The organism is Flavobacterium sp. NRK F7, from assembly GCF_024054195.1.
GTDB lineage: Bacteria > Bacteroidota > Bacteroidia > Flavobacteriales > Flavobacteriaceae > Flavobacterium.
Genome location: NZ_JAMXLB010000001.1, coordinates 307,960 through 332,539, shown reverse-complemented (window position 1 = coordinate 332,539; position 24,580 = coordinate 307,960). Strand labels below are relative to the sequence as shown.

The 24,580-nt window shown below is 31.8% G+C and carries 22 protein-coding genes and 2 tRNA genes; 18 read left to right on the top strand and 6 right to left on the bottom strand.

Annotated features, from left to right (window positions below):
• Positions 1-48: 48 nt before the first annotated feature.
• The 3 genes from NHF47_RS01360 to NHF47_RS01350 all read left to right on the top strand — a co-directional run bounded on the left by NHF47_RS01360 (position 49) and on the right by NHF47_RS01350 (position 1,464).
• Positions 49-975 (top strand): DUF58 domain-containing protein, encoded by a 927-nt coding sequence (locus NHF47_RS01360; protein WP_252763237.1) that lies wholly within the window; start codon positions 49-51, stop codon positions 973-975.
• A gap of 97 nt (positions 976-1,072) precedes the next feature.
• A tRNA-Asp gene (locus NHF47_RS01355) sits at positions 1,073-1,146 on the top strand.
• 244 nt (positions 1,147-1,390) lie between these two features.
• Positions 1,391-1,464 (top strand) — tRNA-Asp (locus tag NHF47_RS01350).
• Positions 1,465-1,517: 53 nt separating this feature from the next.
• On the opposite strand, the gene NHF47_RS01345 is transcribed toward NHF47_RS01350, so the two are convergent.
• The gene (locus tag NHF47_RS01345; RefSeq protein ID WP_252763236.1) at positions 1,518-2,018 is read right to left on the bottom strand and encodes a DUF456 domain-containing protein; all 501 of its coding nucleotides are present in this window, start codon (positions 2,016-2,018) and stop codon (positions 1,518-1,520) included.
• A gap of 300 nt (positions 2,019-2,318) precedes the next feature.
• On the opposite strand from NHF47_RS01345, the gene NHF47_RS01340 reads away from it, so the two are divergent.
• Both NHF47_RS01340 and NHF47_RS01335 read left to right on the top strand, forming a co-directional pair.
• Entirely contained in the window at positions 2,319-2,798 is a 480-nt protein-coding gene (locus NHF47_RS01340; RefSeq protein WP_252763235.1) for an energy transducer TonB, read from the top strand.
• Positions 2,799-2,879: 81 nt separating this feature from the next.
• Positions 2,880-3,365, top strand: a complete 486-nt coding sequence (locus NHF47_RS01335; protein ID WP_252763234.1) for a hypothetical protein — start codon at positions 2,880-2,882, stop codon at positions 3,363-3,365.
• Here the strand turns inward: NHF47_RS01335 and NHF47_RS01330 are convergent, their stop codons facing one another.
• Positions 3,366-4,466 carry a glycosyltransferase gene (locus NHF47_RS01330; RefSeq protein ID WP_252763233.1) on the bottom strand — a complete coding sequence of 367 codons (1,101 nt, stop codon included), beginning with the start codon at positions 4,464-4,466 and terminating at the stop codon, positions 3,366-3,368. It abuts the gene before it with no gap.
• Entirely contained in the window at positions 4,463-5,359 is an 897-nt protein-coding gene (locus tag NHF47_RS01325) for a hypothetical protein (RefSeq protein ID WP_252763232.1), read from the bottom strand. The genes NHF47_RS01330 and NHF47_RS01325 overlap by 4 nt, the downstream gene beginning before the upstream one ends.
• Positions 5,360-5,467: 108 nt before the next feature.
• Between NHF47_RS01325 and ruvC the strand changes: the two genes are divergently transcribed.
• The 3 genes from ruvC to NHF47_RS01310 are packed head-to-tail and all read left to right on the top strand — an operon-like array spanning position 5,468 to position 7,959.
• Positions 5,468-6,022: a crossover junction endodeoxyribonuclease RuvC gene (gene ruvC, locus NHF47_RS01320; RefSeq protein WP_252763231.1), complete on the top strand. Its 555-nt coding sequence runs from the start codon at positions 5,468-5,470 to the stop codon at positions 6,020-6,022.
• Positions 6,019-7,167 (top strand): radical SAM family heme chaperone HemW, encoded by a 1,149-nt coding sequence (gene hemW, locus NHF47_RS01315; RefSeq protein ID WP_252763230.1) that lies wholly within the window; start codon positions 6,019-6,021, stop codon positions 7,165-7,167. Before ruvC ends, hemW begins: the two co-directional genes overlap by 4 nt.
• A gap of 21 nt (positions 7,168-7,188) precedes the next feature.
• The gene (locus tag NHF47_RS01310) at positions 7,189-7,959 is read left to right on the top strand and encodes a cyclase family protein (protein WP_252763229.1); all 771 of its coding nucleotides are present in this window, start codon (positions 7,189-7,191) and stop codon (positions 7,957-7,959) included.
• A 58-nt stretch (positions 7,960-8,017) separates the two neighbouring features.
• Here the strand turns inward: NHF47_RS01310 and NHF47_RS01305 are convergent, their stop codons facing one another.
• From NHF47_RS01305 to NHF47_RS01295, 3 genes are read right to left on the bottom strand one after another with little or no spacing between them, the layout of a single operon-like run.
• Positions 8,018-9,259: an ammonium transporter gene (locus NHF47_RS01305; RefSeq protein WP_252763228.1), complete on the bottom strand. Its 1,242-nt coding sequence runs from the start codon at positions 9,257-9,259 to the stop codon at positions 8,018-8,020.
• Positions 9,260-9,283: 24 nt separating this feature from the next.
• On the bottom strand, positions 9,284-9,622 hold the full coding sequence (locus NHF47_RS01300) for a P-II family nitrogen regulator (RefSeq protein ID WP_252763227.1): 339 nt from the start codon (positions 9,620-9,622) through the stop codon (positions 9,284-9,286).
• Between the two features lie 18 nt (positions 9,623-9,640).
• Positions 9,641-10,648, bottom strand: a complete 1,008-nt coding sequence (locus NHF47_RS01295) for an outer membrane beta-barrel protein (protein WP_252763226.1) — start codon at positions 10,646-10,648, stop codon at positions 9,641-9,643.
• Positions 10,649-11,083: 435 nt separating this feature from the next.
• Here NHF47_RS01295 and gltB point away from each other — a divergent pair, with 435 nt between their 5' ends.
• The 10 genes from gltB to NHF47_RS01245 all read left to right on the top strand — a co-directional run bounded on the left by gltB (position 11,084) and on the right by NHF47_RS01245 (position 24,577).
• The gene (gene gltB, locus NHF47_RS01290; protein WP_252763225.1) at positions 11,084-15,589 is read left to right on the top strand and encodes a glutamate synthase large subunit; all 4,506 of its coding nucleotides are present in this window, start codon (positions 11,084-11,086) and stop codon (positions 15,587-15,589) included.
• A gap of 4 nt (positions 15,590-15,593) precedes the next feature.
• Complete coding sequence (locus NHF47_RS01285; RefSeq protein ID WP_252763224.1) at positions 15,594-17,060, top strand: glutamate synthase subunit beta; 1,467 nt, start codon at positions 15,594-15,596, stop codon at positions 17,058-17,060.
• A 47-nt stretch (positions 17,061-17,107) separates the two neighbouring features.
• Positions 17,108-17,479 carry an MmcQ/YjbR family DNA-binding protein gene (locus tag NHF47_RS01280; protein WP_252763223.1) on the top strand — a complete coding sequence of 124 codons (372 nt, stop codon included), beginning with the start codon at positions 17,108-17,110 and terminating at the stop codon, positions 17,477-17,479.
• A gap of 36 nt (positions 17,480-17,515) precedes the next feature.
• On the top strand, positions 17,516-18,265 hold the full coding sequence (locus NHF47_RS01275; protein WP_252763222.1) for a PH domain-containing protein: 750 nt from the start codon (positions 17,516-17,518) through the stop codon (positions 18,263-18,265).
• 171 nt (positions 18,266-18,436) lie between these two features.
• Positions 18,437-18,850, top strand: coding sequence for a response regulator (locus NHF47_RS01270; protein WP_252763221.1), 414 nt, complete (start codon positions 18,437-18,439; stop codon positions 18,848-18,850).
• A 2-nt stretch (positions 18,851-18,852) separates the two neighbouring features.
• Positions 18,853-19,395, top strand: a complete 543-nt coding sequence (locus tag NHF47_RS01265) for a heme NO-binding domain-containing protein (protein WP_252763220.1) — start codon at positions 18,853-18,855, stop codon at positions 19,393-19,395.
• Between the two features lie 4 nt (positions 19,396-19,399).
• A complete protein-coding gene (locus NHF47_RS01260; protein WP_252763219.1) occupies positions 19,400-22,090 on the top strand; it encodes a PAS domain S-box protein in 2,691 nt (896 codons plus the stop codon).
• Positions 22,091-22,093: 3 nt separating this feature from the next.
• Entirely contained in the window at positions 22,094-23,227 is a 1,134-nt protein-coding gene (locus tag NHF47_RS01255) for an FIST signal transduction protein (RefSeq protein WP_252763218.1), read from the top strand.
• A complete protein-coding gene (locus NHF47_RS01250) occupies positions 23,227-24,258 on the top strand; it encodes an ATP-binding protein (RefSeq protein ID WP_252763217.1) in 1,032 nt (343 codons plus the stop codon). Before NHF47_RS01255 ends, NHF47_RS01250 begins: the two co-directional genes overlap by 1 nt.
• Position 24,259: 1 nt before the next feature.
• Positions 24,260-24,577: an Hpt domain-containing protein gene (locus tag NHF47_RS01245; RefSeq protein WP_252763216.1), complete on the top strand. Its 318-nt coding sequence runs from the start codon at positions 24,260-24,262 to the stop codon at positions 24,575-24,577.
• Positions 24,578-24,580: the final 3 nt, after the last annotated feature.

Sequence of the window (24,580 nt, the reverse complement as noted above, 5' to 3'; positions counted from 1 at the left end):
GTTAGGCTTTTTTTATGATTAACAAATTTATCTGATTATCTTTACCTTATGAAGATAGAATCTCAATTAGAAAAAATAACTCGTTTTAAAAACCTAGAATTACTTGCAAATCAAGTGGTCGAAGGTTTTATTTCTGGAATGCACAAAAGTCCTTTTCATGGTTTCTCTGCAGAATTTGCAGAACATAAAATTTATAATCCAGGAGAAAGTACCAAGCATATTGATTGGAAATTATTTGCTAAGACGGATCGTTTGTATACTAAAAGATATGAAGAAGAAACGAACTTACGTTGTCATTTAATTATTGATAATTCTTCTTCTATGCATTATCCTGTATTGACGAAAAAGGATTCTTTTTACGAAAATAAAATTGGTTTTTCAGTATTGGCTTCTGCAGTTTTAATGAATCTGTTAAAAAAACAACGCGATGCTGTCGGTTTGAGTGTGTATTCTGATGCCTATGAGTTTTATACAGGAGAAAAAGGAAGTGAAAGGCATCATCGAATGATTTTAAACAAATTAGAAGAACTGCTTCAAACTACTGTAAGTAATAAAAAAACAGATACGGTTACTTTTTTACATCAAATAGCTGAAAATATTCACAGAAGATCCATGGTTATTTTGTTTACAGATATGTTTCAGTACGAGAATGAAGATAAAATTTTCAAAGCTTTACAGCATTTAAAACATAATAAGCATAAAGTAGTGGTTTTTCATGTATACGATAAAAAGACAGAATTTCATTTTGACTTCAATGCTTCTCCACGAAAATTTATTGATGTTGAAACAGGAGAAAGTATTCAGCTTTTTTCAGATAATATAAAAGAAGCTTACGAAAAACAAGTAGAAAACTATTTTAAGGCAATTTCAGATTCTTGTTTACAGTATAAAATTCAGTATGTACCTGTTGAAATTGGAGAAAATTTTGAAAAAATTTTAACTACGTATTTGGTTGAAAAACAAAAGTTTGGCTAATCATTATCTTTTTTTATTAAATTTTTTTTACTTTTTTTTAAAAAAATATTTGCAAGATTCGAAAAGCGTTGTATATTTGCACTCGCAATAAGGCACTGGTTTGGTAGTTCAGTTGGTTAGAATACATGCCTGTCACGCATGGGGTCGCGGGTTCGAGTCCCGTCCAGACCGCTAATTTGGGAAGAAGCATTCTGAGAAATCGGAATGCTTTTTTGCCCCATAAAAGCATCGAAAATAGTTGTGTTGTTTAGTTCCGAGTAAAATCGGAATGGTTTAGTAGTTAGACCGATGAAAAGCTTTTCACCTTTAAGGTGGATGGCTTTTTTGTTTAAATAACGTTCTTTGTTGTGAAAATATTAAAAAATTGAGATTCGTTTAAAAGAATTGTTAATTTCAAGAACATATTGTAAAATTAGGTTTGGTAGTTCAGTTGGTTAGAATACATGCCTGTCACGCATGGGGTCGCGGGTTCGAGTCCCGTCCAGACCGCTAATTTTAAAAAAAGCATCTTAAAACTAAGATGCTTTTTTTATTATAATGAATTAAAAATAAACATGCCAGTTTTTCCAAACCAAGGCTAAAAACAAACCTAAATAAATAATTGTAATTAGAAACTTCATAAAAGTACTGGCTAAAAAACCAATAAAAGAACCTGTTGCGGCTTTTAAAGCTCTTTTGTGATCATTTTGATTATAAAGTAATTCTCCTAGTAAAGCGCCAACAAAAGGGCCAATTATAAAACCGAATGGGATAGGAGCTAACAAGCCTATTATTAAACCAATATTAGTTCCCCAAATACCATAACTACTGCCACCAAATCGTTTGGTACCTTGAGCGGGTATGATATAATCTAAAATCGTAATAAGTAGTGCAATAGTTAATGTACTACCTAATATCCAATAATTTGTTTTAATATCTGGCGTAAGATATACCAAAAGTAGGCCTATCCAGCTAATAGGAGGGCCAGGTAAAACAGGTAAAAAACTGCCTATAATTCCTATAATCATACAACTTAAGCCTAAAAATAATAATACGTATTCCATTTTAGTTGTTTTAATTTTATAAAATTAGAAAATCAACAGCAATCTAAAGTAATAAATTATAAATGGATTCAGTTTAATTGCTTTTTTAATTCCTTTATACCAAGAAAACATAAGTTTTTTAGCATAATTAATTGTTAAATTCGTATTACGAAATCATTTGAGATTTTTTTTGTTATAATTTTTTTATGTTTTTTTTAAGAATTAATCATTTTTTTGTATTTTAGTTATACCCTTGTACTGCTTAATAGAATGTGCTACAAAATCAATGGATATAGGATTATTAACTAAATTTCTATTACTATGCTAAAAACTACTCAAACTAAATTAAGAACAATTGTGTTGTTGTTGTTTCTTTTCTCAATAATTACTTCTTTTACAAATGTTAAAAAAAACACTTCAACAGAAGACTTTATTGCATTTGAAGTTACGGAAGAGGTGCCTTTGTTTAAAGGGTGTGATGGCTCTTCATCAAGAAAAGAAGCGGTTGAATGTTTTAATAAAAAAATGATGAATCACATCAAAAGGAATTTTACCTATCCTGAAGAAGCATTAGAAAATAATATTCAAGGGAGAGTTGAAGTGAGTTTTATTATCAATGAAGTAGGAATTGTGAAAGATATTCAGGCCAATGCATCCAATGAAAAAGCAAACGAAAAAAAGATATTGGAAGCAGAAGCGATTCGTATTGTTAGCTTGTTACCAAAATTTACTCCGGGGAAACATCAAGGGAAAGTAGTAAATGTGAAATATGGTTTGCCAATCACCTTTAAAATGATGTAATTCACTATTTGCAAACCAATTTCATTTTGTTCGTAAAAATTTTTTGTAAATAAAAAATGCTATTTTTACAAAAAATATATTTTGAAAAGAACAAATGCTATTTTAGTAGCCCTATTCTTTACTTTTTTTTCTTGTCAATTTTTTGATAAAAAGGCTCCAGATAAGGAACAGTTATTAAAGGAAGAACTAGGGAAAATAAATTGGGAAGAAGTGGACGAATTCCCAACAGTTACGAATTGTGATTCTTTACTGGATAAAGAAGCGCAAAAACAATGTTTTTTTGATTATTTAATCCAAAATATTCAAGACAGAATTGGAGTAGATACCTTGCAAATTATGTATCCTGAAATGGATACCATTTCTGTGAAAGTTACTATTAATCCAGATGCTACTTTAGAGTTTCATACTGAAAAACCTAAAGAGGCAATTACATATGATATAAAGGTAATTGATAGTATTCTGCAAAATAAGTTAGCTGATTTTCCTGCAATTGAACCCGCTATTAAAAGAGGGATAAAAGTGAAATCACAATTCATTTTACCTGTAATTATAAAGGTAGAGGAATAATTATTTTTTAAAAGATCGTCCTTTCCATTGGTAGGAGCCAAAAAGAGAATAAAAAGCAACACTACTATTAAAAAAAGCATACAACCCAAGACTTGGTAATAACCAGCTTAATTTACTTTCGTAAAAAAAGGCGGTTTGTTTTAAGAGAATATAATCTACTATTGCTTTAACACCTATAAAAGTGAATAAGCTGCTCAGACTTATTTTTTCAAATCCAAAAAGGAATAGGTTGGCTATCCATGCTAAATTTGTTAAAAAAACAAGTATGGCTACTGTTTTCCCAAAAATTGAATGGTATTCTGTGCTTTTTGAAGCCCATCTTACTCTTTGTTGGAATAATTCGTTCCAATTTTTAACGCTTTTTGTTTGAACTATGCTTTGTTTGTGTAAGCAAAACCCAAGTGCTTTTTTGTCTTTTTTTATAGCCTTTTGTAATAAAAAAACATCATCTCCACTAGCAATAGCTTCATTTCCTTCAAAACCGTTTAGCTCATAGAAAAAATCTTTTCGGTAAGCAAAATTGGCTCCATTACACATAAAGGGTTCGTGAATGCCAAAACTACCAATTGTTGCGCCTTGTAAACTGAGAAAATCTAAATTCTGAAAACTAAACAAAAACCCTTTTTTAGGTATATAACGCACTCCTGACGCAACCATCTTAACGTGACTTTGTTGAATGTAATTGTCTATCACTTGTAACCAATTGGTGTTTACTTGACAATCAGCATCTGTTGTAATAATCCAATCGTGTTGAGCTTGCTGAATTGCGGTTTCAATGGCATCTTTTTTTGGCGAATTTGATTTTCTTTGGTTCTTAATAAGTGTAATGTTGAATTTGTAATTCAAAAGTGGGAACGTTTCATCTGAATCATCATCTACTAAAAGCACTTCAAATCGGTCTTTTGGATAATTTAAAAGCGAAATAGTTTCAAGTAAAAGAGGTAAATTTTGAGATTCATTTCTAAATGGGACTACTATTGAAAACGTGTTCTTTGGTAAAGTCTCATAAATAGAAAGGGGTTTCATTTTGGTAAACCCAAAAATTAAAAGACTAATAGTTACTACATAGCTACTTAATATAATAAATAATAGAGTAGTCATTTTTTTTGAAATTTGAATTGAAAAACAAAATAACTGCCTAAAAGAACAGGAAAGAACAAATTGAAAATCCACATGAGTGATGTTATCATAATGATTTTCCATTCTAGAACCCCAAATTTAGCAAACAAATATACAGCTACACTACTTTTAATAGCTACATCTAATAGATGAATGCTTGGTATAATAGACGCTAAAAAATACATGGTAAAGATACAAGATAGTGCTGTTAGATAACTGATATCGCAATTTAATAGATAGAGCAAATAATAAAATTGATGAGAAAAAACTAAAAATCGTAAAAGAGAGAATAGAAAGGTCTTTTTTAAAATAATTCGAGGAAAGGAAGTGACTTTTGAAAATAAAGTTGCTATTGAAATACCGTAAATTTTGCTTTTCTTGAGTCGAAATGCAATCAATATTGCGCATGCAAAAACAATTGTTGCAATTAAAACAGGTAAGATTTTAATTTTAAAGGCAAACCAAACCATGGTTTCAGTATAGCTAATTTTAAATAATAGTAACCCTAGTAGTCCAAAAAAACAAGTGATGGCCATTTGAGAACTATTGCTTATAAAATTTAAAAAAATAATTTTTTTGGTTTCTTCTTTTGAATAGTAGAGTGCTTTGGCTCCATATTCACCTATTCGGTTTGGGGTGAAAATAGAAACGGTTAACGAACCTAAACATTGTTGGGTTGCTTCCAAAAATGAAATCGATTTAAAGTTAGAAACTAAATTACGCCACTTTGCTATTTCTAGTAGCCAATTAATAGTAGAAAATGCAACTAATAATAAAATGGACTGAAAGCTAAGTGCATTAAAAACGGTACTCCAAATTATTTTTTTGTCTTTTATTTCGTAATAAAGATAAATCATAGCTATACTTACAATCAAAAGTTTGATTATAACTAATAGGAATTGTTTAGCTTTGTATGAAATTGAAAACATAATGGCAAAGTAACAAACTTTACGCTGTTAAACCCTAAAATTTTAAGCTAAATTTTGACAAACGAACGTATCATATTAGGAATTGACCCAGGAACTACAATCATGGGGTTTGGACTCATAAAAGTAGTTCAAAAAAAGATGGAATTTCTGCAGTTAAATGAATTAATCCTAAATAAATATGATGATCATTATACCAAGTTGAAGGTCATTTTTGAAAGAACCATTGAGCTTATCGATACCCATAATCCAGATGAAATTGCCATTGAAGCACCTTTTTTTGGTAAAAATGTGCAGTCGATGTTGAAGTTAGGAAGAGCGCAAGGAGTAGCTATGGCTGCAGGTTTGTCTAGACAAATACCTATTACAGAATATGAGCCTAAAAAAATAAAGATGGCCATTACTGGAAATGGAAATGCAAGTAAAGAACAAGTCGCTAAAATGCTTCAGCAATTATTAGGTTTGAAAACCTTACCTAAAAATTTAGATTCTACCGATGGTTTGGCTGCTGCCGTTTGTCATTTTTTTAATTCAAGTCGGGTTGAAGTGGGAAAAAGCTATTCGGGTTGGGAAGCATTTGTAAAACAAAATGAGAATAGAGTTAAAAAATGAGTGGTATCTATATTCATATTCCTTTTTGTAAACAAGCATGTCATTATTGTGATTTTCATTTTTCTACAAATTTGAAGAAGAAACAGGAAATGGTTTTTGCAATCATCAAAGAAATAGAACTTAGAAAAGACGAGTTTAAAAATGAAACGGTAGAGACGATTTATTTTGGTGGAGGAACCCCAAGTATTTTAAGTAATTTGGATTTAAAATTAGTAATTGATTCGGTTTACCAAAATTATAATGTCATTTCAGATCCTGAAATTACAGTGGAAGCAAATCCTGATGATTTATCAGAGGAACGTATTTTAGGATTGAAGCAAATAGGAGTGAATCGGTTGTCTATAGGAATACAATCTTTTTTTGAAGAGGATTTGTTATGGATGAATCGGGCACATAATGCAAAAGAAGCAGAAAAATGCTTGCAAATAGCGACAAAGCATTTTGATAATATTTCTTTGGATTTAATTTATGGAATTCCCAGTTCAACTAATGAAAAATGGAAACAAAATATTGAAAAAGCCTTGTCTTATAATGTGCCACATATCTCTAGTTACGCATTAACCGTTGAACCTAAAACAGCTTTGCAAAAATTCATTCAAAAAGGAATTATAAATCCGCCTGACGACGCGGTTGCAGAAGCACAATTTCACATTTTGATTGCGGCATTGGAACAAAAGGGTTTTGTTCATTATGAATTGTCCAATTTTGGGAAACCAAATTATTTTTCAAAAAACAATTCTGCATATTGGTTGGGTAAAAAATATATAGGTATAGGTCCTTCAGCCCATAGTTATGATGGAAAAAATCGCAGTTGGAATGTTTCTAATAATACTTTATATATCCAATCCCTTCAAGAGAATCAATTGCCTATGGAGACAGAAGTGTTAACGCTTAAAGATAGGTATAATGAGTGTGTAATGACAGGTTTGCGAACGGTTTGGGGCGTTTCATTAGAACGGATTGAAAAAGAATTTGGAAAAACCTATTTGAATTATTTAAAGAATCAGGCAAAAAAATACATAGAAGATGGATTGCTCGAAATTGTTTCTCAACATAATGATGAAAATGTAATGAAAACTACTTCAAAAGGAAAGTTCCTTGCAGATGGAATTGCTTCCGATTTATTTTTGTTAAATTTGGATTGATTCAACAACAAAATACCATACGTGAAAGCAATAGTAAATAACACCATTCAAATTGATTTATCGCAACCTTTAGATATATCCATTCCATTAAGTAATGATGAACAAAATCCAATTGCGTGGTACCAAGGCTTGCCAAAAATTGAACCAGTAAGAATGGGGACAGCCGATTCAGAATGGATTGGAAAAGTTTCCGAAGGGAGTTCGTCTACTAATTTCAATAATATTTTTTTTAATCCACATGCTCATGGCACGCATACCGAATGCTTAGGTCATATTACCAATGATTTTTACAGTATCAATCAATGTTTGCAAACCTTTTTTTTTACAGCGGTATTAATTTCAATAGCGCCCATGCAAAAAGGGGAAGATAGGGTGATTACTAAAGAGCAAATTGAAAAAATGCTTTTGGAAAAAAATCCAGAAGCTATAGTTATTAGAACCTTGCCAAATGAGGAAGCAAAAAAGCATAAAAAGTATTCCCATACTAATCCGCCTTATCTTTCTGAAGAAGCAGCTGTTTTTTTAAGAGAGAAAGGAGTAGAGCATCTATTAATCGATTTGCCAAGTGTAGATAAAGAACATGATGAAGGTAAATTGTTGGCTCATAAAGCATTTTGGAATGTTAATGATGTTAAAAATGTGAATAATGACGCTCGTTTTCATGCAACAATTACCGAGATGATCTATATTTCGGAACATATTTCTGACGGAGATTATCTCTTGAATTTGCAAATAGCTTCATTTGAAAACGATGCTTCACCAAGTAAGCCTATATTGTATAAGATAGAATAAAAAAAGAGCTGTTTTTATTAAACAGCTCTTTTGAACTAAAAATAATTAAGGGAAACATTTATTTTTCATTCAATCTAAAATCAGGGTAAGCATTCATAGCATGTTCTGTTATATCAAGACCTTCTGTTTCATCTTTCTCAGAAACACGTAGTCCAACCGTTTTCTTTAAAGCAAATAGCACTATAAAAGTAGTTGCTATAGCCCAAGTTCCAATAGCAAATACTCCTACTACTTGAATACCTAATTGAGTTAGACCACCACCATATAATAAGCCACCGTCAACGGCAAATATACCAACTAAAATTGTACCTAAAGCGCCACATACTCCATGTACAGAAATAGCTCCAACGGGATCGTCAATTTTAAGTTTTACATCAATAAAACTAATGGCTAATACAACTACTAGGCCACAAATAGCACCTATGGCTAAAGCGCCACCATTAGAAACGGCTGCACATCCAGCAGTAATCCCTACTAAACCAGCTAATGCGCCATTCAAAGTCATAGAGACATCTGGTTTTTTATACTTAAACCAGGTATAAAACATAGCGACAATTGCTCCAGCAGCAGCGGCTAAATTGGTTGTTATGAAAACATTAGAAACATTTTTCGCATGATCACCTGAAATTGCTAATTCAGAACCTCCATTAAATCCAAACCATCCAAACCATAAAATTAGAACTCCAAGTGCGCCGTACATCATGTTGTGTCCAGGGATGGCATTGGATTTACCATCGGTATATTTTCCAATTCTTGGACCAACTAAATAAGCGGCTACTAATGCAGCCCAACCTCCTACTGAATGAACTACAGTTGACCCTGCAAAATCGACAAACCCTAAATTGGTTAACCAGCCATTTCCTTGCCAAACCCAATGACCTGAAATAGGGTAGATGAAAACTGTTATTACTAATGAAAGTATTAAATAGGTTGAAAATTTGGTTCTTTCTGCTACGGCTCCAGAAATTATTGTTGCAGCTGTTGCGCAAAATACAGTTTGAAAAAATAGATTGTGCATTTCTCCTTCAGAATTATAAAATAATGAAGGGCTGCCAATAAAAGAACCTATAGTGTCTCCGTACATCAACGTGTAGCCGATTGCCCAAAAACCTAATGAACCAATACATAAATCCATTACGTTTTTCATGATTATATTAATAGTATTTTTGGATCTTGTGAAACCAGCTTCAACTAAAGTGAAACCAGCTTGCATTAAAAAGACGAGCACACCAGCAATAAGTATCCATAAAATATCGAATGCTCCATTTATTTCGGTTATTTGTTTCGTAACATCTTCCATAATAAGTTTTGTAATTTTGATTAGTTATTTTAAAGTTTGACCGCCTTTTTCTCCAGTACGAATTCTGTACACTTCATCTATATGAGAAACGAATATTTTGCCATCACCTACGTCACCTGTGGCGGCTGCTTGAAGAATGGCTTTAATGGTTGTTTCCTCAAAATCATCATTAACAACGATGGAAAGATATCTTCTTTGAATATCACTAGTACTATAAGAAATGCCTCTATAAACATGTCCTTGTTTTTCATTGCCAATGCCGGTTACGTCCCAATAAGAGAAAAAGTTTACACCTATTTCATGAAGGGCTTTTTTTACAGCAGAAAACTTTGATTTTCTGATTATTGCTTCAATTTTTTTCATTCGAAATGTAGTATTTAGTTAAAATTTATAAATAGCAGCTATTAAAAAGGAACCTAAGGATTTAGTGGGTTCTAAATCATTGGTAATAAAAATTTCTTCCGAACCATTGTCTAATCGAAATTCAGGTTTAATAGTTAGGTCATCAACAGTATAGCTTCCTGTCAGGGTTATGGCAATGACATTTGGGTCATCATCTATCAGGTCGCTTTGTCTTGTGAAATATTCGCCTCTTAGACCTAAAATAAAAGATTTGTTAAATGTATATTGAGGGTATAAAGCGGCACCATAAAAACCTTCTCCATCATTGTCTGCATAAGCGCCGTTTATGCCCAAAAAGAAAGATTCTGAAGGACTAAATCCTCCTGTATAATCAATTTCTAATCCTAGGCCAGCGTCATCATATAGAATATTTAAAAACTGACTATTGTAGCCAAATTGTGCGCCTACAGCATAACTCCCATCTGGGTTGAAAAGATTAATATCAGTTTGATTGAAAACTCCTAAGAGTAAACTTGTTTTTTCAGACAAAGTGAAGTCTGCCTTTAAACCTGTATGGTTAAACGGTCCATTAGTAAAGAGATAGGAAGTGCTATAATTGAAGTTGCCAACAGGTGAAATTAGTTCGTATCCTAAATAGGTGTTGAATTTTCCTGCAGTTATTTTTACTTTATCGGTTAAGTTGTAGAAAACATAGAGTTGGTTCACAAAAGTGGAGTCAATGAAACTGGCTTGAATGGCTCTTGGTCCAAATGCTAAGTCAGCCACCGCGCCTACTTTATTTTTTTCATATTTAGCAATGATATTTGCCATTCCTAATGCGAATCCAGATTTGTCGGCAAATGAGGTGTTTGGCGCGATTTGATTGTCATCATTTGGTGCGGTTAAATTAGCTCTGTAATACGTGTCTATACTTCCTGAAAAGGTAAATTTTTTTTCTTTTGTTATAGTTTCTTCTGTTGCGGTTTGCTCTTGTGCAAAAAAACAAAGGGAGAGTAGTAACAATGTAATTGTAAAGTGTTTTTTCATAAATATTGTTTTTATAGTTGTTCAAACAAATGTATTCAAAAACAAATTATACCTATAAAAAAATAGGGTTAAGTGTATGATTTTTATCATATTTTCATTTTATACCCTAAAAAAATTAGGGTATTATTTTATTTTTTAATTTTTTTAAAAAAATAATAATCAAAAAAATGAATTTTATTTACTATTTGTTGAAAAATATTGTATATAATTCATGTTTTTAGTTTAATAAATAATTTAAATTCAATTAAAAATAAATTTTATTGATTTTTATTCATTATTGATTTCGTAAAAAAATGCTTTTAAATTATGGATATAATTTTTTTAGGAGTTAATATTTTTAAAATCGTAATAATCATTCTAAGATTTTAGTATTAAAATTCTAAATTATAATTTAGTGGTAGAGGGGTAAAAAAATCTAAAAAAAAAATGACAACAATGCTAAAAAAACAAGGACTTTATTTGCCAGAGTTTGAACACGATAATTGTGGCGCTGGTTTTATTTGTAGTTTAAAAGGAAATAAATCAAATGATATTATTCATAAAGCATTAGAAATACTCGAAAAGTTGGAGCATAGAGGAGCTGTAAGTGCTGATGGGAAGACGGGTGATGGAGCTGGAATTTTAATAGATATTCCTCATGATTTTTTTGTAAAAAAATGTGATTTTGCCTTACCAAAAGAAGGCGAATATGCTGTAAGTAATGTTTTTCTTCCTAAAAGAGAAAATCAACGTAACTATTGTATTGAAAAATTGGAATATTATATCGAAAAGCAAGGCTTGCTTGTTTTAGGTTGGAGAGAAGTACCAGTTGATACAACAGTTATTGGAAGAATTGCTGCTGAAACGGAACCTTATATAAAGCAAATTTTCGTTGGCAAATCAGAAAGAAAACAAGATGATTTTACTTTTAATTTAAAATTATTTACGGCAAGAAAGCAAGCCGAACATGACATTAATACTTCAAAATTATCTGAGAGCAAACGTTTTTATTTACCTAGCTTATCTACTAAGACTATTATTTTTAAAGGGCTTTTGATTCCAGAAGACATTAAATTATATTACAAAGACTTACAAGACCCTTCATTAGTTACCCGTTTAGCTTTAGTACATCAGCGATTCTCAACCAATACTTTTCCAACTTGGGATTTAGCACAACCTTTTCGATATATGTGTCATAACGGTGAAATCAATACATTAAGAGGAAATGTATCTCGAACGTTATCCCGACAAGAATTAATGGAAAGCGAATGGTTTGGAGAAGATATTAAAAAATTGTTTCCTATTATTTTACCAGGAAAATCAGATTCAGCTCAAATGGATATGATGGTAGAGCTATTGTTAATGACGGGTCGTTCTTTGCCAGAAGTAATGATGATGCTAGTACCCGAAGCTTGGGAGAAAAATCCTAATATGTCTGAAGCAAAAAAAGCCTTCTATGAATATAATTCTTGTATCATGGAACCGTGGGACGGACCTGCTTCTATTCCATTTACAGATGGTAACTATATCGGTGCAGTTTTAGATAGAAATGGATTGCGTCCCTCTCGCTATACGGTTACCAAAGATGGTTATGTAATTATGTCTTCAGAAACGGGTGTTATAGATATTGATCCTAAAAATATTGAACGTCATGGTAGATTAGAACCAGGAAAAATGTTTTTAGTTAATATGAATCAAGGGAGAATTGTAAATGATGAAGAAATCAAAGAGAAAATTGTTTCTAAACATCCCTATAAAAAATGGTTGGATAAAAATTTAGTCCATTTAAAAGATATTCCAGCTAAAAAAGGACCTATAAAGCATAAAGAAGACGCGCTTCAAAAGAGACAAATTCTTTTTGGATACACAGAAGAAGATTTGAAGACTATCATTTTACCTATGGCACAAACAGGGAAAGAACCTATAGGTTCCATGGGTAATGATGCTCCAATTGCAATCTTGTCACAAAAACCACAATTAATTTACAATTATTTTAAGCAATTATTTGCTCAAGTAACCAATCCGCCCTTAGATGGTATTCGCGAGAAATTAATAACCGATATAAGCTTAACTTTAGGTAGTGATACGAATATCTTTAAAATTAATGAAGATCAATGTAGAAAACTAAAAATTCAAAATCCTGTAATTTCAAAACATGATTTAGATAAAATTAAAAATTATACACACAACCCTGATTTTGTAGTAACGACGATTTCTATTTTGTATGAAGTTGGAAAAGGTTTAAATGAATTAGAAAGAGCTCTTGTTAATTTAGTAAAAACCGCTTCCAAAGCCATTGATGAAGGAGGAAATATTATCATTTTATCCGACAGAGGCGTGAATCATAAAATGGCACCTATTCCTGCTTTATTAGCTTGCTCTTATGTAAATCATGAGTTGTATAAAATTGGGAAAAGAGCTAAAGTAAGTATTATTATTGAATCGGCTGAACCTAGAGAAGTACATCATTTTGCGTTACTTTTTGGTTATGGCGCAAGTGCTATAAATCCGTATATCGTAAATGAAATAGTCTATAATCAAGTGGAAAATAAAGAACTTGAAAATATCGATTATTTGCACGCCATTCAGAATTATAATAAGGCGATAGGTATGGGGATTTTAAAAGTAATGAATAAAATTGGTATCTCAACTTTAAATTCCTACAGAGGAGCACAACTTTTTGAATGTATTGGTTTAAATACTAAAATTGTTGAGGAATACTTTCCAAATACCATTACCAGAATTCAAGGAATTGGTTTAAAAGAAATTGAAAGTGAAATTTCTAAAAGACATCATAAAGCCTATCAAAAAAATGGAATTGAAGGAGAGCTGGATTTAGAATTTGGTGGCGACTATAAATGGAGAAGAAATGGAGAAAAGCACGCTTTTAATCCATTATCGGTTGCCAAATTACAAGAGTCGGTGCGAAGTAATAAACATAGTACCTTTAAAGAATATTCTGAAATCATAAATGAACAATCGAAACGATTGATGACCATTCGAGGTTTGTTTGAATTTACAAATTATGATCCTATTCCTATTGAAGAAGTAGAACCTTGGACTGAAATTGTAAAACGTTTTAAAACAGGCGCGATGTCGTATGGCTCTATTAGTAAAGAAGCACACGAAAATTTAGCCATTGCTATGAATCGTATTGGTGGAAAAAGTAATTCTGGTGAAGGAGGTGAAGATGAAGAACGATTTTATAGAGATGCTGATGGAGACTGGAAAAATTCTGCAATAAAACAAGTGGCTTCAGGTCGCTTTGGAGTTACTTCAAATTATCTTACCAATGCTTCTGAAATCCAAATAAAAATGGCTCAAGGTGCTAAGCCTGGTGAAGGCGGACAATTACCTGGGCCAAAGGTAAATCCTGATATTGCGAAAACAAGAAATTCTACACCTTATGTAGGTCTAATTTCTCCACCGCCACACCACGACATTTATTCTATTGAAGATTTATCACAACTTATCTACGATTTGAAATCGGCTAATAGAGAAGCACGAATTAATGTTAAGTTGGTTTCTGAAGTAGGAATTGGAACAGTTGCAGCAGGTGTTGCCAAAGCAAAAGGCGATGTTATTCTAATTTCTGGTCATGATGGAGGAACAGGTGCTTCCCCTCTAACTTCTCTTAAACATGCAGGATTACCTTGGGAGTTAGGTTTGGCTGAGGCCCAACAAACATTGGTTATGAACAATCTTAGAAATAGGGTGGTTTTGGAATGTGATGGCCAATTGAAAACTGGAAGAGATGTTGCAATCGCTTGTTTGTTAGGGGCAGAAGAATTTGGTTTTGCAACGGCTCCATTAGTGGCTTCAGGGTGTGTAATGATGAGAGTGTGTCATTTAAATACCTGTCCTGTTGGTATTGCTACTCAAAATCCTGAATTAAGAAAGAAATTTCAAGGAAAACCCGAACATGTGGTTAATTTTATGTATTTCGTGGCGCAGGAATTAAGAGAAATTATGGCCCAATTGGGTTTTAGAACAGTGAATGAAATGGTGGGGCAAGTACAAAAATTAAATCGCAATAAAACCATTCAACATTACAAAGCCATGGGATTGGATTTGTCTTCTATCTTGCATAAAGTAGAGGTGCCAGAAGGAACTAAATTATACCATACAGAATCTCAGGATCATCACTTGGAAAAATCCCTCGATTTTAAAATCATACGCCAAGCGCATCCTGCTTTATTTAGAAAAGAGAAAACTGTATTAGAATCTAAAATAACAAATAGAGACAGAGCTTTTGGTGCGGTTTTAAGTAATGAAATTTCAAAAATTTATGGTTCCCAAGGTCTGCCCGAAAACACTTTAAAAATTAATTTTACGGGTTCAGCAGGTCAAAGTTTTGGAGCATTTGCAACCAGAGGATTAACTTTAGTGATTAATGGAAATTCAAATGATTATTTTGGAAAAGGTCTTTCAGGAGCAAAATTAGTGGTTAAAGTACCAGAAGAAGCTACTATTATTCCAGAAGAAAATATTATCATTGGAAATGTCGCTTTATATGGAGCAACTTCTGGAGAAGTATATATTAATGGAAAAGCTGGAGAACGTTTTTGTGTGAGGAATTCAGGAGCTACGGCTGTTGTTGAGGGTATTGGTGATCATGGATGCGAATATATGACAGGGGGAAGAGCGGTAGTTTTAGGTGAAGTGGGACGTAATTTTGGTGCAGGAATGAGTGGTGGTATCGCTTATATTTATGATGCTAAGCAAACCTTTGAAAAACAGTGTAATACAGAAGGGTTAAATTTAGATCCAGTAGTTTTAGAAGAAGATTGCATCGAACTAAAACAACTTATCGAAAATCATTATAACGCGACCATGAGTCCTTTGGCACAACGCATTTTAGAAAATTGGGAAACAGAATTGAGTAAATTTATTAAAGTTTTCCCAGAAGAGTACAAACAAGCATTAATCAGAATACAACAAGAAAACCTCGTAAAACAATAATGATATGGGAAAAGCAACCGGATTTTTAGAATATGAACGAGTAAATGAAAACTACTTAAAAGTTGAAGAAAGACTTAAAAATTACAAAGAATTTACTATTCCATTAGAGGAAAATAAATTGCAAACTCAAGGTGCGAGATGCATGGATTGTGGTATTCCATTCTGTCATAGCGGTTGCCCTTTGGGAAATCATATACCCGATTTTAATGACAAAGTGTATAAAGGAAGGTGGGAAGAAGCGGCTCAAATTTTACATTCGACGAATAATTTTCCCGAATTTACAGGTCGTTTATGTCCAGCTCCTTGTGAAGAGGCTTGTGTTTTAGGAATTAATGAAGATCCTGTAACAATTGAAAATATTGAAAAAAACATTGTAGAAACTGCTTTTAAAGAAGGTTGGATTGTTGCAAAACCACCTCAAAATAGAACAGGCAAAAAAGTAGCCATTATAGGTTCTGGTCCATCAGGTTTAGCAGCTGCCCAACAATTAAATAGAGCAGGACATTGGGTAACTGTTTTTGAAAGAGATGCAAAAATAGGAGGTTTGTTACGCTATGGTATACCTGATTTTAAATTAGAAAAATACATCATAGATAGACGTTTGAAAATTCTCGAAGAAGAAGGGATTGTATTCAAAACGTTAGCACATGTTGGCCAAAATATAAGTGTAGAAACAATTAAAGCCGATTATGATGTGGTTCTACTATGTGGTGGTGCAACTGAAAGAAGAAGTATGCCTGTTAAAGGAATTCATTTAAAAGGCATTCATCAAGCCATGGATTTTTTAAAATTAAACAATCAATATGTAGATGGTTTGGTTCCTTTTGGCGAAATTATCTCAGCAAAAGATAAGAAAGTAATTGTAATTGGAGGAGGAGATACGGGTTCAGATTGCATTGGAACGAGTAATCGTCATGGAGCAGTATCGGTTGCTAATTTTGAAATTTTAAGTAAGCCTTCTGAAGGGCGCCCTGCCCATCAACCTTGGCCTTATTGGCCTATGAAATTAAAAACCACTTCGTCTCATCAGGAAGGGGTAGAACGTTTTTTTAGTATTTCAACCAAAGAATTTATTGGTGATAAAAATGGAAATGTCATTGGGTTAAAAACCGTTGAGGTAGAATGGGTTTTTAAAGAAGGAGAACGACCTCAATTACTAGAAATTCCTAACACAGAGAAAAATTGGGATTGTGATTTAGTCTTATTGGCGTTAGGATTTGTAGGAGCAGAAAAAACATTAGCTGAACAGTTTGGTGTTGAAATGGATTTTAGGACCAATATTAAAGCTTCTACTAAAGATTATGCTACGAATGTTAAAGGTGTTTTTTCTGCCGGAGATATGAGAAGAGGACAGTCGTTAATTGTATGGGCCATTTCTGAAGGAAGACAAGCAGCTTATCATGTAGATAAATATCTAATGGGAACTTCTCTTTTGCCTTTAAAAGATGAAAATGATTTGCCCAGAATTTAAATGTTGAACTTATTTTTTTAGTACTTTTATTCCTTTAAATTGAAAGTATGAATATTCAACAGTTATACGAATATTGCCTTTCTAAAAAAGGAGTTACAGAACATTTTCCCTTTGACGAAGATACATTAGTATTTAAAGTAGGTGGGAAAATGTTTTGTTTAACTTCATTGCAAAACTGGGAAAAAGGCAATCCTTCTTTAAATCTAAAATGTGATCCTGAAAAAGCAATAGAGCTAAGAGCAGCTTATGAAGCCATTCAACCTGGGTATCATATGAGTAAAAAACATTGGAATACCGTGTTTTTTCATAATGATGTGGCTACAAAAATGATGGTCGAATTGATCAATCATTCCTATGATTTGGTTTTCGAAAGTCTTCCAAAAAAAATCAAACAAGAAATAGAAAAATTAGAAAATTAGCCTTTATCTTTGTTTATCTACTAAAGTTTTTCAATTATGTTAGACAACTTAAAAAAAATTTTAAACGAAGATCAAGATCCAAAAGCAATAGAGAAAATTACTTCGAAACTTGAAAATTTAATCATGACTAATGAAGAAGTAGGGTATATTGCTGTTCAAAAAAAACCAGCAATTACTATTTTTCCAGATAGTATTGTGGTTACCAATAAAAGAATCATTCTTTGTAAACTTAAAAATTTAGGCTTGTCGATGGAATTTGTGGATTATGATTGGGCTGATATTGAAGCGGCATTTGTAAAAGAAGGGATTTTGGGTTCTGATTTTACTTTTAGTACCAAAACGCAACTCACACAAACCATTGATTATTTACCCAAAAATCAAGCGAGAAAACTGTATACCTATTCCAAAGAGCAATTGGATATTTATAAAAATAAAGAAAAGAATACTTTTGTCAACAACATCCGAATTTTTGAAGATAATTCAGAACTTTTGAATAGAGAGGAAGACATTAATGTAAATAGTTTGAAAGAAAAGAATATTTCAGATCAAATTGAAGAAGCTATAGTGGAAGAAGTAATCGATTTTGCTGAGATATTACCAGTCCCTCATGAGGAAAGCAATTTTACAATTACAAATGAATTAGAAAAAAGCGAAAAGAAAATCAGTGAATTATCACAAGAAGAACTTTTTGAAAAACTTCAAAATTACAAAAGACTATTAGATAATGGTTTAATTCTACAAGGGGAATACGACAAACTAAAAGCAGAAATTCTAAAACACATGTGATTGATACAAAATAAAAAGCTTATTTCAGATAAGCTTTTTTTATACCATTCATCTACACTTTTTTTCCATTCATCTATACTTCTTCCTTTCTAATCGAAAATAAAAGAAGGGAATTGAGTTTGCTTTTAATTTTGTGATTGAATAAGTGTCTGCTATAAACAAATAAAAAAAATGACAAAATCTCTAAACATACTTTTAATCGAAGATGATGCAATCGAAGTCATGAAATTTAACCGTGTGGTTAAAACATTAGGATTGAATCATAAAATTATTGAAGCGAATAATGGCGAAGAAGCTTTAACAATTTTAAAAGAAAAGGAAATCATTCCAGATATTATATTATTGGATTTAAATATGCCAAAACTAAACGGGATAGAATTTCTTTCCATCATCAAAAAGGATGAAATATTAAAATATATTCCTGCCATCATTTTAACTACTTCGAGCAATCATAAAGACATGCTTGAATGTTACAAAATTGGTATTGCAGGTTATGTTTTAAAGCCTTTAAAATATGAAGATTACATGGAGCGAATAAAAAGAATGCTTGACTATTGGAGCATCACAGAACTCATATCTCAATAAGTATGTATGGAATTGTAAATAAAGCCATTCAAGATTTAGTTACTTCTAATTTTGGAAAGGAGAAATGGGAAATCATTTTAGAGAAAAGTGGTATAGAAGAAGATTTTTTTATTAGTGGTGAAGCCTATGATGACGCTATCACTTTTAAATTGGCACAAGCTGTTTCAGAAGAAATGAATATGACCCTTCAAGAAGTGCTCATTGCTTTTGGAGAATGGTGGGTTGTTAAAACGACTAAAGAAAAATATGGCGGATTAATGGAATCAGGGGGAAGTACTTTCAAAGAGTTTCTACTTAATTTGCCCTTATTTCATAACAGAGTGATGTTAATTTATCCAAAATTAACGCCACCAGAGTTTAAAATTTCGGATATATCAGAAAATAGTCTTAACTTACATTACTTTTCTAAAAGAGAAGGGTTGCAAGAATTTGTAAGAGGTCTAATACAGGGTTTAGCCATTATGTTTGGTGTTACAGCGTCTATTACACTTTTACAAACAAGAGATTTAGGTGATAGTCACGAAATTTTTAATGTAAGTTGGTAAACATATGCAAGATTTTCAATTCAATTTTAATGTTTCTAGTTTTAACGAAATTTTTCCTTTTTACATTTTAATTGATAAAAATCTACAAATTGTTAGTTTGGGTAAGAGTCTGCAAAAAATTATTCCCAGCTTAACAGAAAATAGTCTTTTTACAGAAGTCTTTTCGGTAGAACGACCACACATTACTTCTTTTTCTCTTGAAAATTTTAAGGACACTATCGAAACTTTGGTTGTTTTAAAGTCAACCTTAGATACTACTATTTCTTTAAGAGGTCAAATCAATAGACATAATGAGCACTATCTATTCATAGGAACACCTTGGTTCAAGTCCATGGAGAATGTTATTGAAAAGAAATTAACCTTGCATGATTTTGCTATTTTTGACCCTTTGTTAGATTTACTACATGTTTTAAAAAATCAAGAAATTAATAATCATGAACTTAAAGAATTATTAGACACCGTAAATTCTCAAAGAAAGAAATTAAAAAAAGATAAAGAAGAATTAAATAAAATATCTTTAGTTGCGAGTGCGAATAAAAATGGTGTTGTTTTTACAGATCCCATGGGTAAGATTTTTTGGTGTAACCAATCCTATTTAGACTTAACAGGTTACGCATTGGAAGAAATTATTGGTAAAACGCCTATTCAAATTGGTAAATGTGACTTATCGACACCCGAAGAGCTTCAAAAAATGGTTACTGCTTTTTTTAAAGGTGAGTTTTTTAATGTCGAAGGATATCATGCGCATAAATACGGAAACCCTTTTTGGGCAAAAATAAAAGGGCAACCCGTTTACAATGAAGAAAAAAAATTGGTTCAATATTTTGCAATTGTTGAAAATCACGATGATGAAAAAGAAAAGGAAGAACAGCTTTCAGTACTTTCTTCAATTGCTGAAAAAAATATCAATTCGGTTATTATTTGTAATAAAGACGGACTTATTGAATGGGTTAATGATAGTTTTGTCGAAATGTCTGGTTTTAATAAAACGGAACTCATCGGCAAAAAGCCAGGCCATTTATTACAAGGCCCAGAATCGGATCTAGAAACAATTCAATATTTAGCAAATCAAATCCAAAAAGGATTACCCTTTAGTTGTGAAATTATCAATTATTCTAAAAATAAAAAGAAATACTGGGTTCGCATTCAAGGACAAGCGTTACACAATAAAAACGGTGAAATCATAAAATTCTTTGCCATTGAAGAAGATATTACACTTGAAAAAGAATTCAACCAACAATTAATTGAGTCAGAAAATAGACTTACTTCATTGATTGAAAATTTACAATCAGGGATTTTATTAGAAGATGAAAATAGAAAAATTCAAATTGTAAATAAGAAATTTTGCACCATGTTTGGTATTCAAGTAGAACCTGAGCTCATGAAGGGTGTTGACTGCACATTGGCCGCTGAAGAATCCAAACACTTTTTTAAAAACCCAGATCAATTTCTCGAAAGAATTGATGTTATTTTAAAAGATAAAAAAAATATCATTTCGGAAGAAATTGAATTAATTGATGGGAGAATTTTTGAAAGAAGTTTTTTGCCTATTTACAAAGAAGGCAAGTATGCAGGTCATTTATGGAGTTATGACGATGTTACGCTTCAAAAAAGATACAAGGAAAGTCTAGAAGCAGAAAGGCAAAAATACAGTAGTATTATTGCAAATATGAACATGGGGTTACTAGAGGTCGATAATAATGATGTTGTTCTTTTTGCCAATCAATCCTTTTGTGAGATGAGTGGTTATTCTTTATTAGATCTTCTTGGAAATAAAGCTTCTGATTTAGTGATGTCTGAAGAAGGAAAAAACATTATTGAAAATAAAAATACAATCCGAACCAAAGGGGTTTCTGATTCCTATGAAATTACATCCAAAACAAAAACGGGAGAAATTAAACATTGGTTAATTAGTGGTGCACCTAATTACAATTTAAATGGTGAAATTACGGGTTCAATAGGTATTCATTTGGATATCACGCAACAAAAAAATTTAGAACTTCAAAAAGAGCAACTTCTTAAAAAGTTAGAAAAGCAAAATGAACAATTAAATCAATATGCTCAAGTTGTTTCGCATGATTTAAAATCGCCTTTACGAAGTATCCATTCCTTAATTACATGGATAAAAGAAGATAATGCAAAGGAATTTACTGAGCAAACCTCACAGTATTTGAGTATGATTGAGAGTAAAGTTGAAAAAATGGACCATCTAATTCAAGGGATTCTTACCTATTCGAAAGTTGATACAGAAGAAGTTACTGAGGAAAAAATTAGCATACAAGAAGTAGTGGAAAATTGTATTAATATTATACATATTCCAGAAAATATTAAAGTGCATATTCAAAATACATTACCAGTTATTCAAGCAGACAAATTTAGAATGCAACAACTATTTCAAAATATCATTAGCAATGCTGTAAATTATATTGACAAACCTGAAGGTGTAGTAACAATCGACTGTAAGGAAAAAACCAATAGCTATGTTTTTTCTATTGCAGATAACGGACCAGGAATCGCAAAGGAAAATCAAGAAAAAATTTTTAAAATTTTTCAGTCTTTTACAAATAATCAACAGTCAACAGGTATAGGTTTGTCTATTGTAAAACGTATTGTAGATAATTATAGAGGAAAAATTTGGCTGGAAAGTGAGTTGAAAATAGGAACTACATTTTTTATTAAATTACCTAAAAATTAGCTTATGAGAATTAATCAAGCCTATACTTTGGACGGAAAGAATTGGACGTATCTTCAAAAAAAGAGTACTTTGCACAATCCTTTAGTCTTTGTGTTTGGAAATCGAATGGAATTGCAAAAAGAAGCCGTTATAGAGGCTGTTAGAAAAGAATTTCCTTACGAACATTTAGTGTTTGGTTCTACTTCAGGAGAAATTATAGATAGTAATGTGTTTGATAATTCGGTTGTAGTAACGGCTATTGAATTTGAAAAAAGCACGTTTGTAATTCGTACAGAAAATATATTGAATCATAACAAAGACGCTGAAAAATTAGGTGAATCTTTATATAATGCGTTACCTAAAGAAAATTTAAGACATTTATTTGTTCTTTCTGAAGGTAGCTTTGTAAACGGAAGCTCTTTAATTGAAGGCTTGGAAAAAAATATTGAAAATGCAGTTCCTATTTCTGGCGGTATGTGTGGGGATGATGCAAAATTTGAAAAGACGTTGGCTTCGTATAAAGAAAATCCTAAAGAAGGCGAAGTTGTTTTAATTGGTTTCTATGGAGATACTTTAGAAATCTCATTTGCAAGTTTTGGAGGATGGACTTCTTTTGGACCAGAACGCATTATCACAAAATCAGAAGCCAATATTTTATATGAAATTGATGGTCAACCTGCTTTGAATTTGTATAAAAAATATTTAGGAGAAAAGGCAAATCAATTGCCACAAGCTTCTTTATTGTATCCTTTAAATGTAACTCCAGAAGGAAAGAAAGAACCTGTGGTTCGAACCATTTTAGGTATTGATAATGAAAAACAATCGATGACTTTAGCAGGTGATGTTCCTGAAAATTCAAAAGTGCAATTAATGATGGCTTCAGTTGATGCCATAGCTGAAGGAGCGAATGAAGCAGCGCAACGAGCGATGCAAAATAGAAAAGCAGCACCGCAACTCGCTTTACTGGTGAGTTGTGTGGGAAGAAAACTAGTTATGAATCAAAGGGTTGAGGAAGAAATTGAAAGGGTGCAAGAAGTGATAGGAAATAGCACTGCTATAACTGGTTTTTATTCCTATGGCGAAATGGCTCCTTTTGCAAATAATACCTTTTGTGATTTACACAATCAAACGATGACATTAACCTTGATCAGTGAATAATGAAATCACTTTTAAAAAGACAAATTGATAAATTAATTCCAAACAATCCTGCTTTTTTAAAGGATTTAAAACCTTTTTTAAACGCAGTAAATGATTCGTACGAAAATTATGAGGATCAATTAAGTATGCTACAAAGAGCCATGAAAATAAGTTCTGATGAACTTTTTGAGGCCAATAAAAAATTAAGAGAAGAAGCCAATAACCTGAAAGAGGTCAATCAAAATTTGTCTGCTATTTTAAGTGCAATGAATTTAGATGCAACAAAATTAGGTGATGAGAAAGATTTCAATCAGACAGAATATTTGAAAAAACAAGCTCTTGAAATTATTACTATAACCAATCAAAGAGAGGAACTTTTAAAAAGCTTAGAAATACAAAACCAAGAACTAAATGAATATGCTCATGTGGTTTCTCATGACTTAAAAGCACCTTTACGAAATATAGATACGTTAATAAATTGGGTTATTGAAGACAATAAAGAAAGTATGGGAGAAAATGGACTAACTTCTCTTTATCAAGTATTGTCGAATGTAGAAAAAATGGATTTATTAATAAAAGGGATATTAGATTATTCAACCATCGACAAGTTAGAGTCAGAAGACCGAATTTTAAATTTAAATCTAATTATTGATGAGGTCATACGAACACTTACTATTCCTAAAAACATCACAGTAACGGTTCAAGAAAATTTGTCTAAAGTTTATGGAAATGCGTGGCGTTTCAAACAGATTTTTCAAAACCTAATTCAAAATGCCATTACGCATAATGATAAACCCGAAGGGAAAATTGAAATTGGAGGCAAAGAAATGCAACAATGTTATGAGTTCTTTGTTAAAGATAATGGCGTCGGAATTGCAGCACAATATTTTGATCGAATTTTTAAAGTATTCACTAAATTAGAAAGTAATACTTCTTCTTCTGGAATAGGCCTGTCTATCGTAAAGAAAATTGTAACCTATTACGACGGAGAAATTTGGGTAGAAAGTCAAGAAGGAAAAGGAACCACTTTTTTCTTTACAATTTCAAAATGATATGGAAAAACCAAACCTTACTTATATTGAACAGTTAGCAGGAGATAATTCAGAATTTAAAGCCAAAATGATAGCTATTTTAAAGAAAGAATTGCCTGAAGAGATAGCCGTTTACAAGAGTCAAATGCAAAATAATAATTGGCAAGAAGCAGCACAAAGTGTCCATAAATTAAAACATAAAGTGTCTATTTTAGGTCTAGAAAAAAGTTACTATCTTGCTGAAACATTTGAAGAAAATTTAAAAAATAAGGTGTCAACGTTTCAAAATGAGTTTGAAATAGTTTTAGAAGCGATGTCAAATTTTGTACAAACATTATAAACA

What these genes read in the sequence shown, in the direction of transcription:
- NHF47_RS01285 (WP_252763224.1), top strand. Translation starts at nt 15,594, where the DNA reads ATGGGAAAAGCAACCGGATTTTTAGAATATGAACGAGTAAATGAAAAC.
- NHF47_RS01270 (WP_252763221.1), top strand. Translation starts at nt 18,437, where the DNA reads ATGACAAAATCTCTAAACATACTTTTAATCGAAGATGATGCAATCGAA.
- NHF47_RS01265 (WP_252763220.1), top strand. Translation starts at nt 18,853, where the DNA reads ATGTATGGAATTGTAAATAAAGCCATTCAAGATTTAGTTACTTCTAAT.
- NHF47_RS01250 (WP_252763217.1), top strand. Translation starts at nt 23,227, where the DNA reads ATGAAATCACTTTTAAAAAGACAAATTGATAAATTAATTCCAAACAAT.
- gltB (WP_252763225.1), top strand. Translation starts at nt 11,084, where the DNA reads ATGCTAAAAAAACAAGGACTTTATTTGCCAGAGTTTGAACACGATAAT.
- NHF47_RS01330 (WP_252763233.1), bottom strand. Translation starts at nt 4,466, where the DNA reads ATGACTACTCTATTATTTATTATATTAAGTAGCTATGTAGTAACTATT.
- NHF47_RS01245 (WP_252763216.1), top strand. Translation starts at nt 24,260, where the DNA reads ATGGAAAAACCAAACCTTACTTATATTGAACAGTTAGCAGGAGATAAT.
- NHF47_RS01360 (WP_252763237.1), top strand. Translation starts at nt 49, where the DNA reads ATGAAGATAGAATCTCAATTAGAAAAAATAACTCGTTTTAAAAACCTA.
- NHF47_RS01295 (WP_252763226.1), bottom strand. Translation starts at nt 10,648, where the DNA reads ATGAAAAAACACTTTACAATTACATTGTTACTACTCTCCCTTTGTTTT.
- NHF47_RS01255 (WP_252763218.1), top strand. Translation starts at nt 22,094, where the DNA reads ATGAGAATTAATCAAGCCTATACTTTGGACGGAAAGAATTGGACGTAT.
- NHF47_RS01260 (WP_252763219.1), top strand. Translation starts at nt 19,400, where the DNA reads ATGCAAGATTTTCAATTCAATTTTAATGTTTCTAGTTTTAACGAAATT.
- NHF47_RS01300 (WP_252763227.1), bottom strand. Translation starts at nt 9,622, where the DNA reads ATGAAAAAAATTGAAGCAATAATCAGAAAATCAAAGTTTTCTGCTGTA.
- NHF47_RS01305 (WP_252763228.1), bottom strand. Translation starts at nt 9,259, where the DNA reads ATGGAAGATGTTACGAAACAAATAACCGAAATAAATGGAGCATTCGAT.
- hemW (WP_252763230.1), top strand. Translation starts at nt 6,019, where the DNA reads ATGAGTGGTATCTATATTCATATTCCTTTTTGTAAACAAGCATGTCAT.
- NHF47_RS01280 (WP_252763223.1), top strand. Translation starts at nt 17,108, where the DNA reads ATGAATATTCAACAGTTATACGAATATTGCCTTTCTAAAAAAGGAGTT.
- NHF47_RS01275 (WP_252763222.1), top strand. Translation starts at nt 17,516, where the DNA reads ATGTTAGACAACTTAAAAAAAATTTTAAACGAAGATCAAGATCCAAAA.
- NHF47_RS01340 (WP_252763235.1), top strand. Translation starts at nt 2,319, where the DNA reads ATGCTAAAAACTACTCAAACTAAATTAAGAACAATTGTGTTGTTGTTG.
- NHF47_RS01345 (WP_252763236.1), bottom strand. Translation starts at nt 2,018, where the DNA reads ATGGAATACGTATTATTATTTTTAGGCTTAAGTTGTATGATTATAGGA.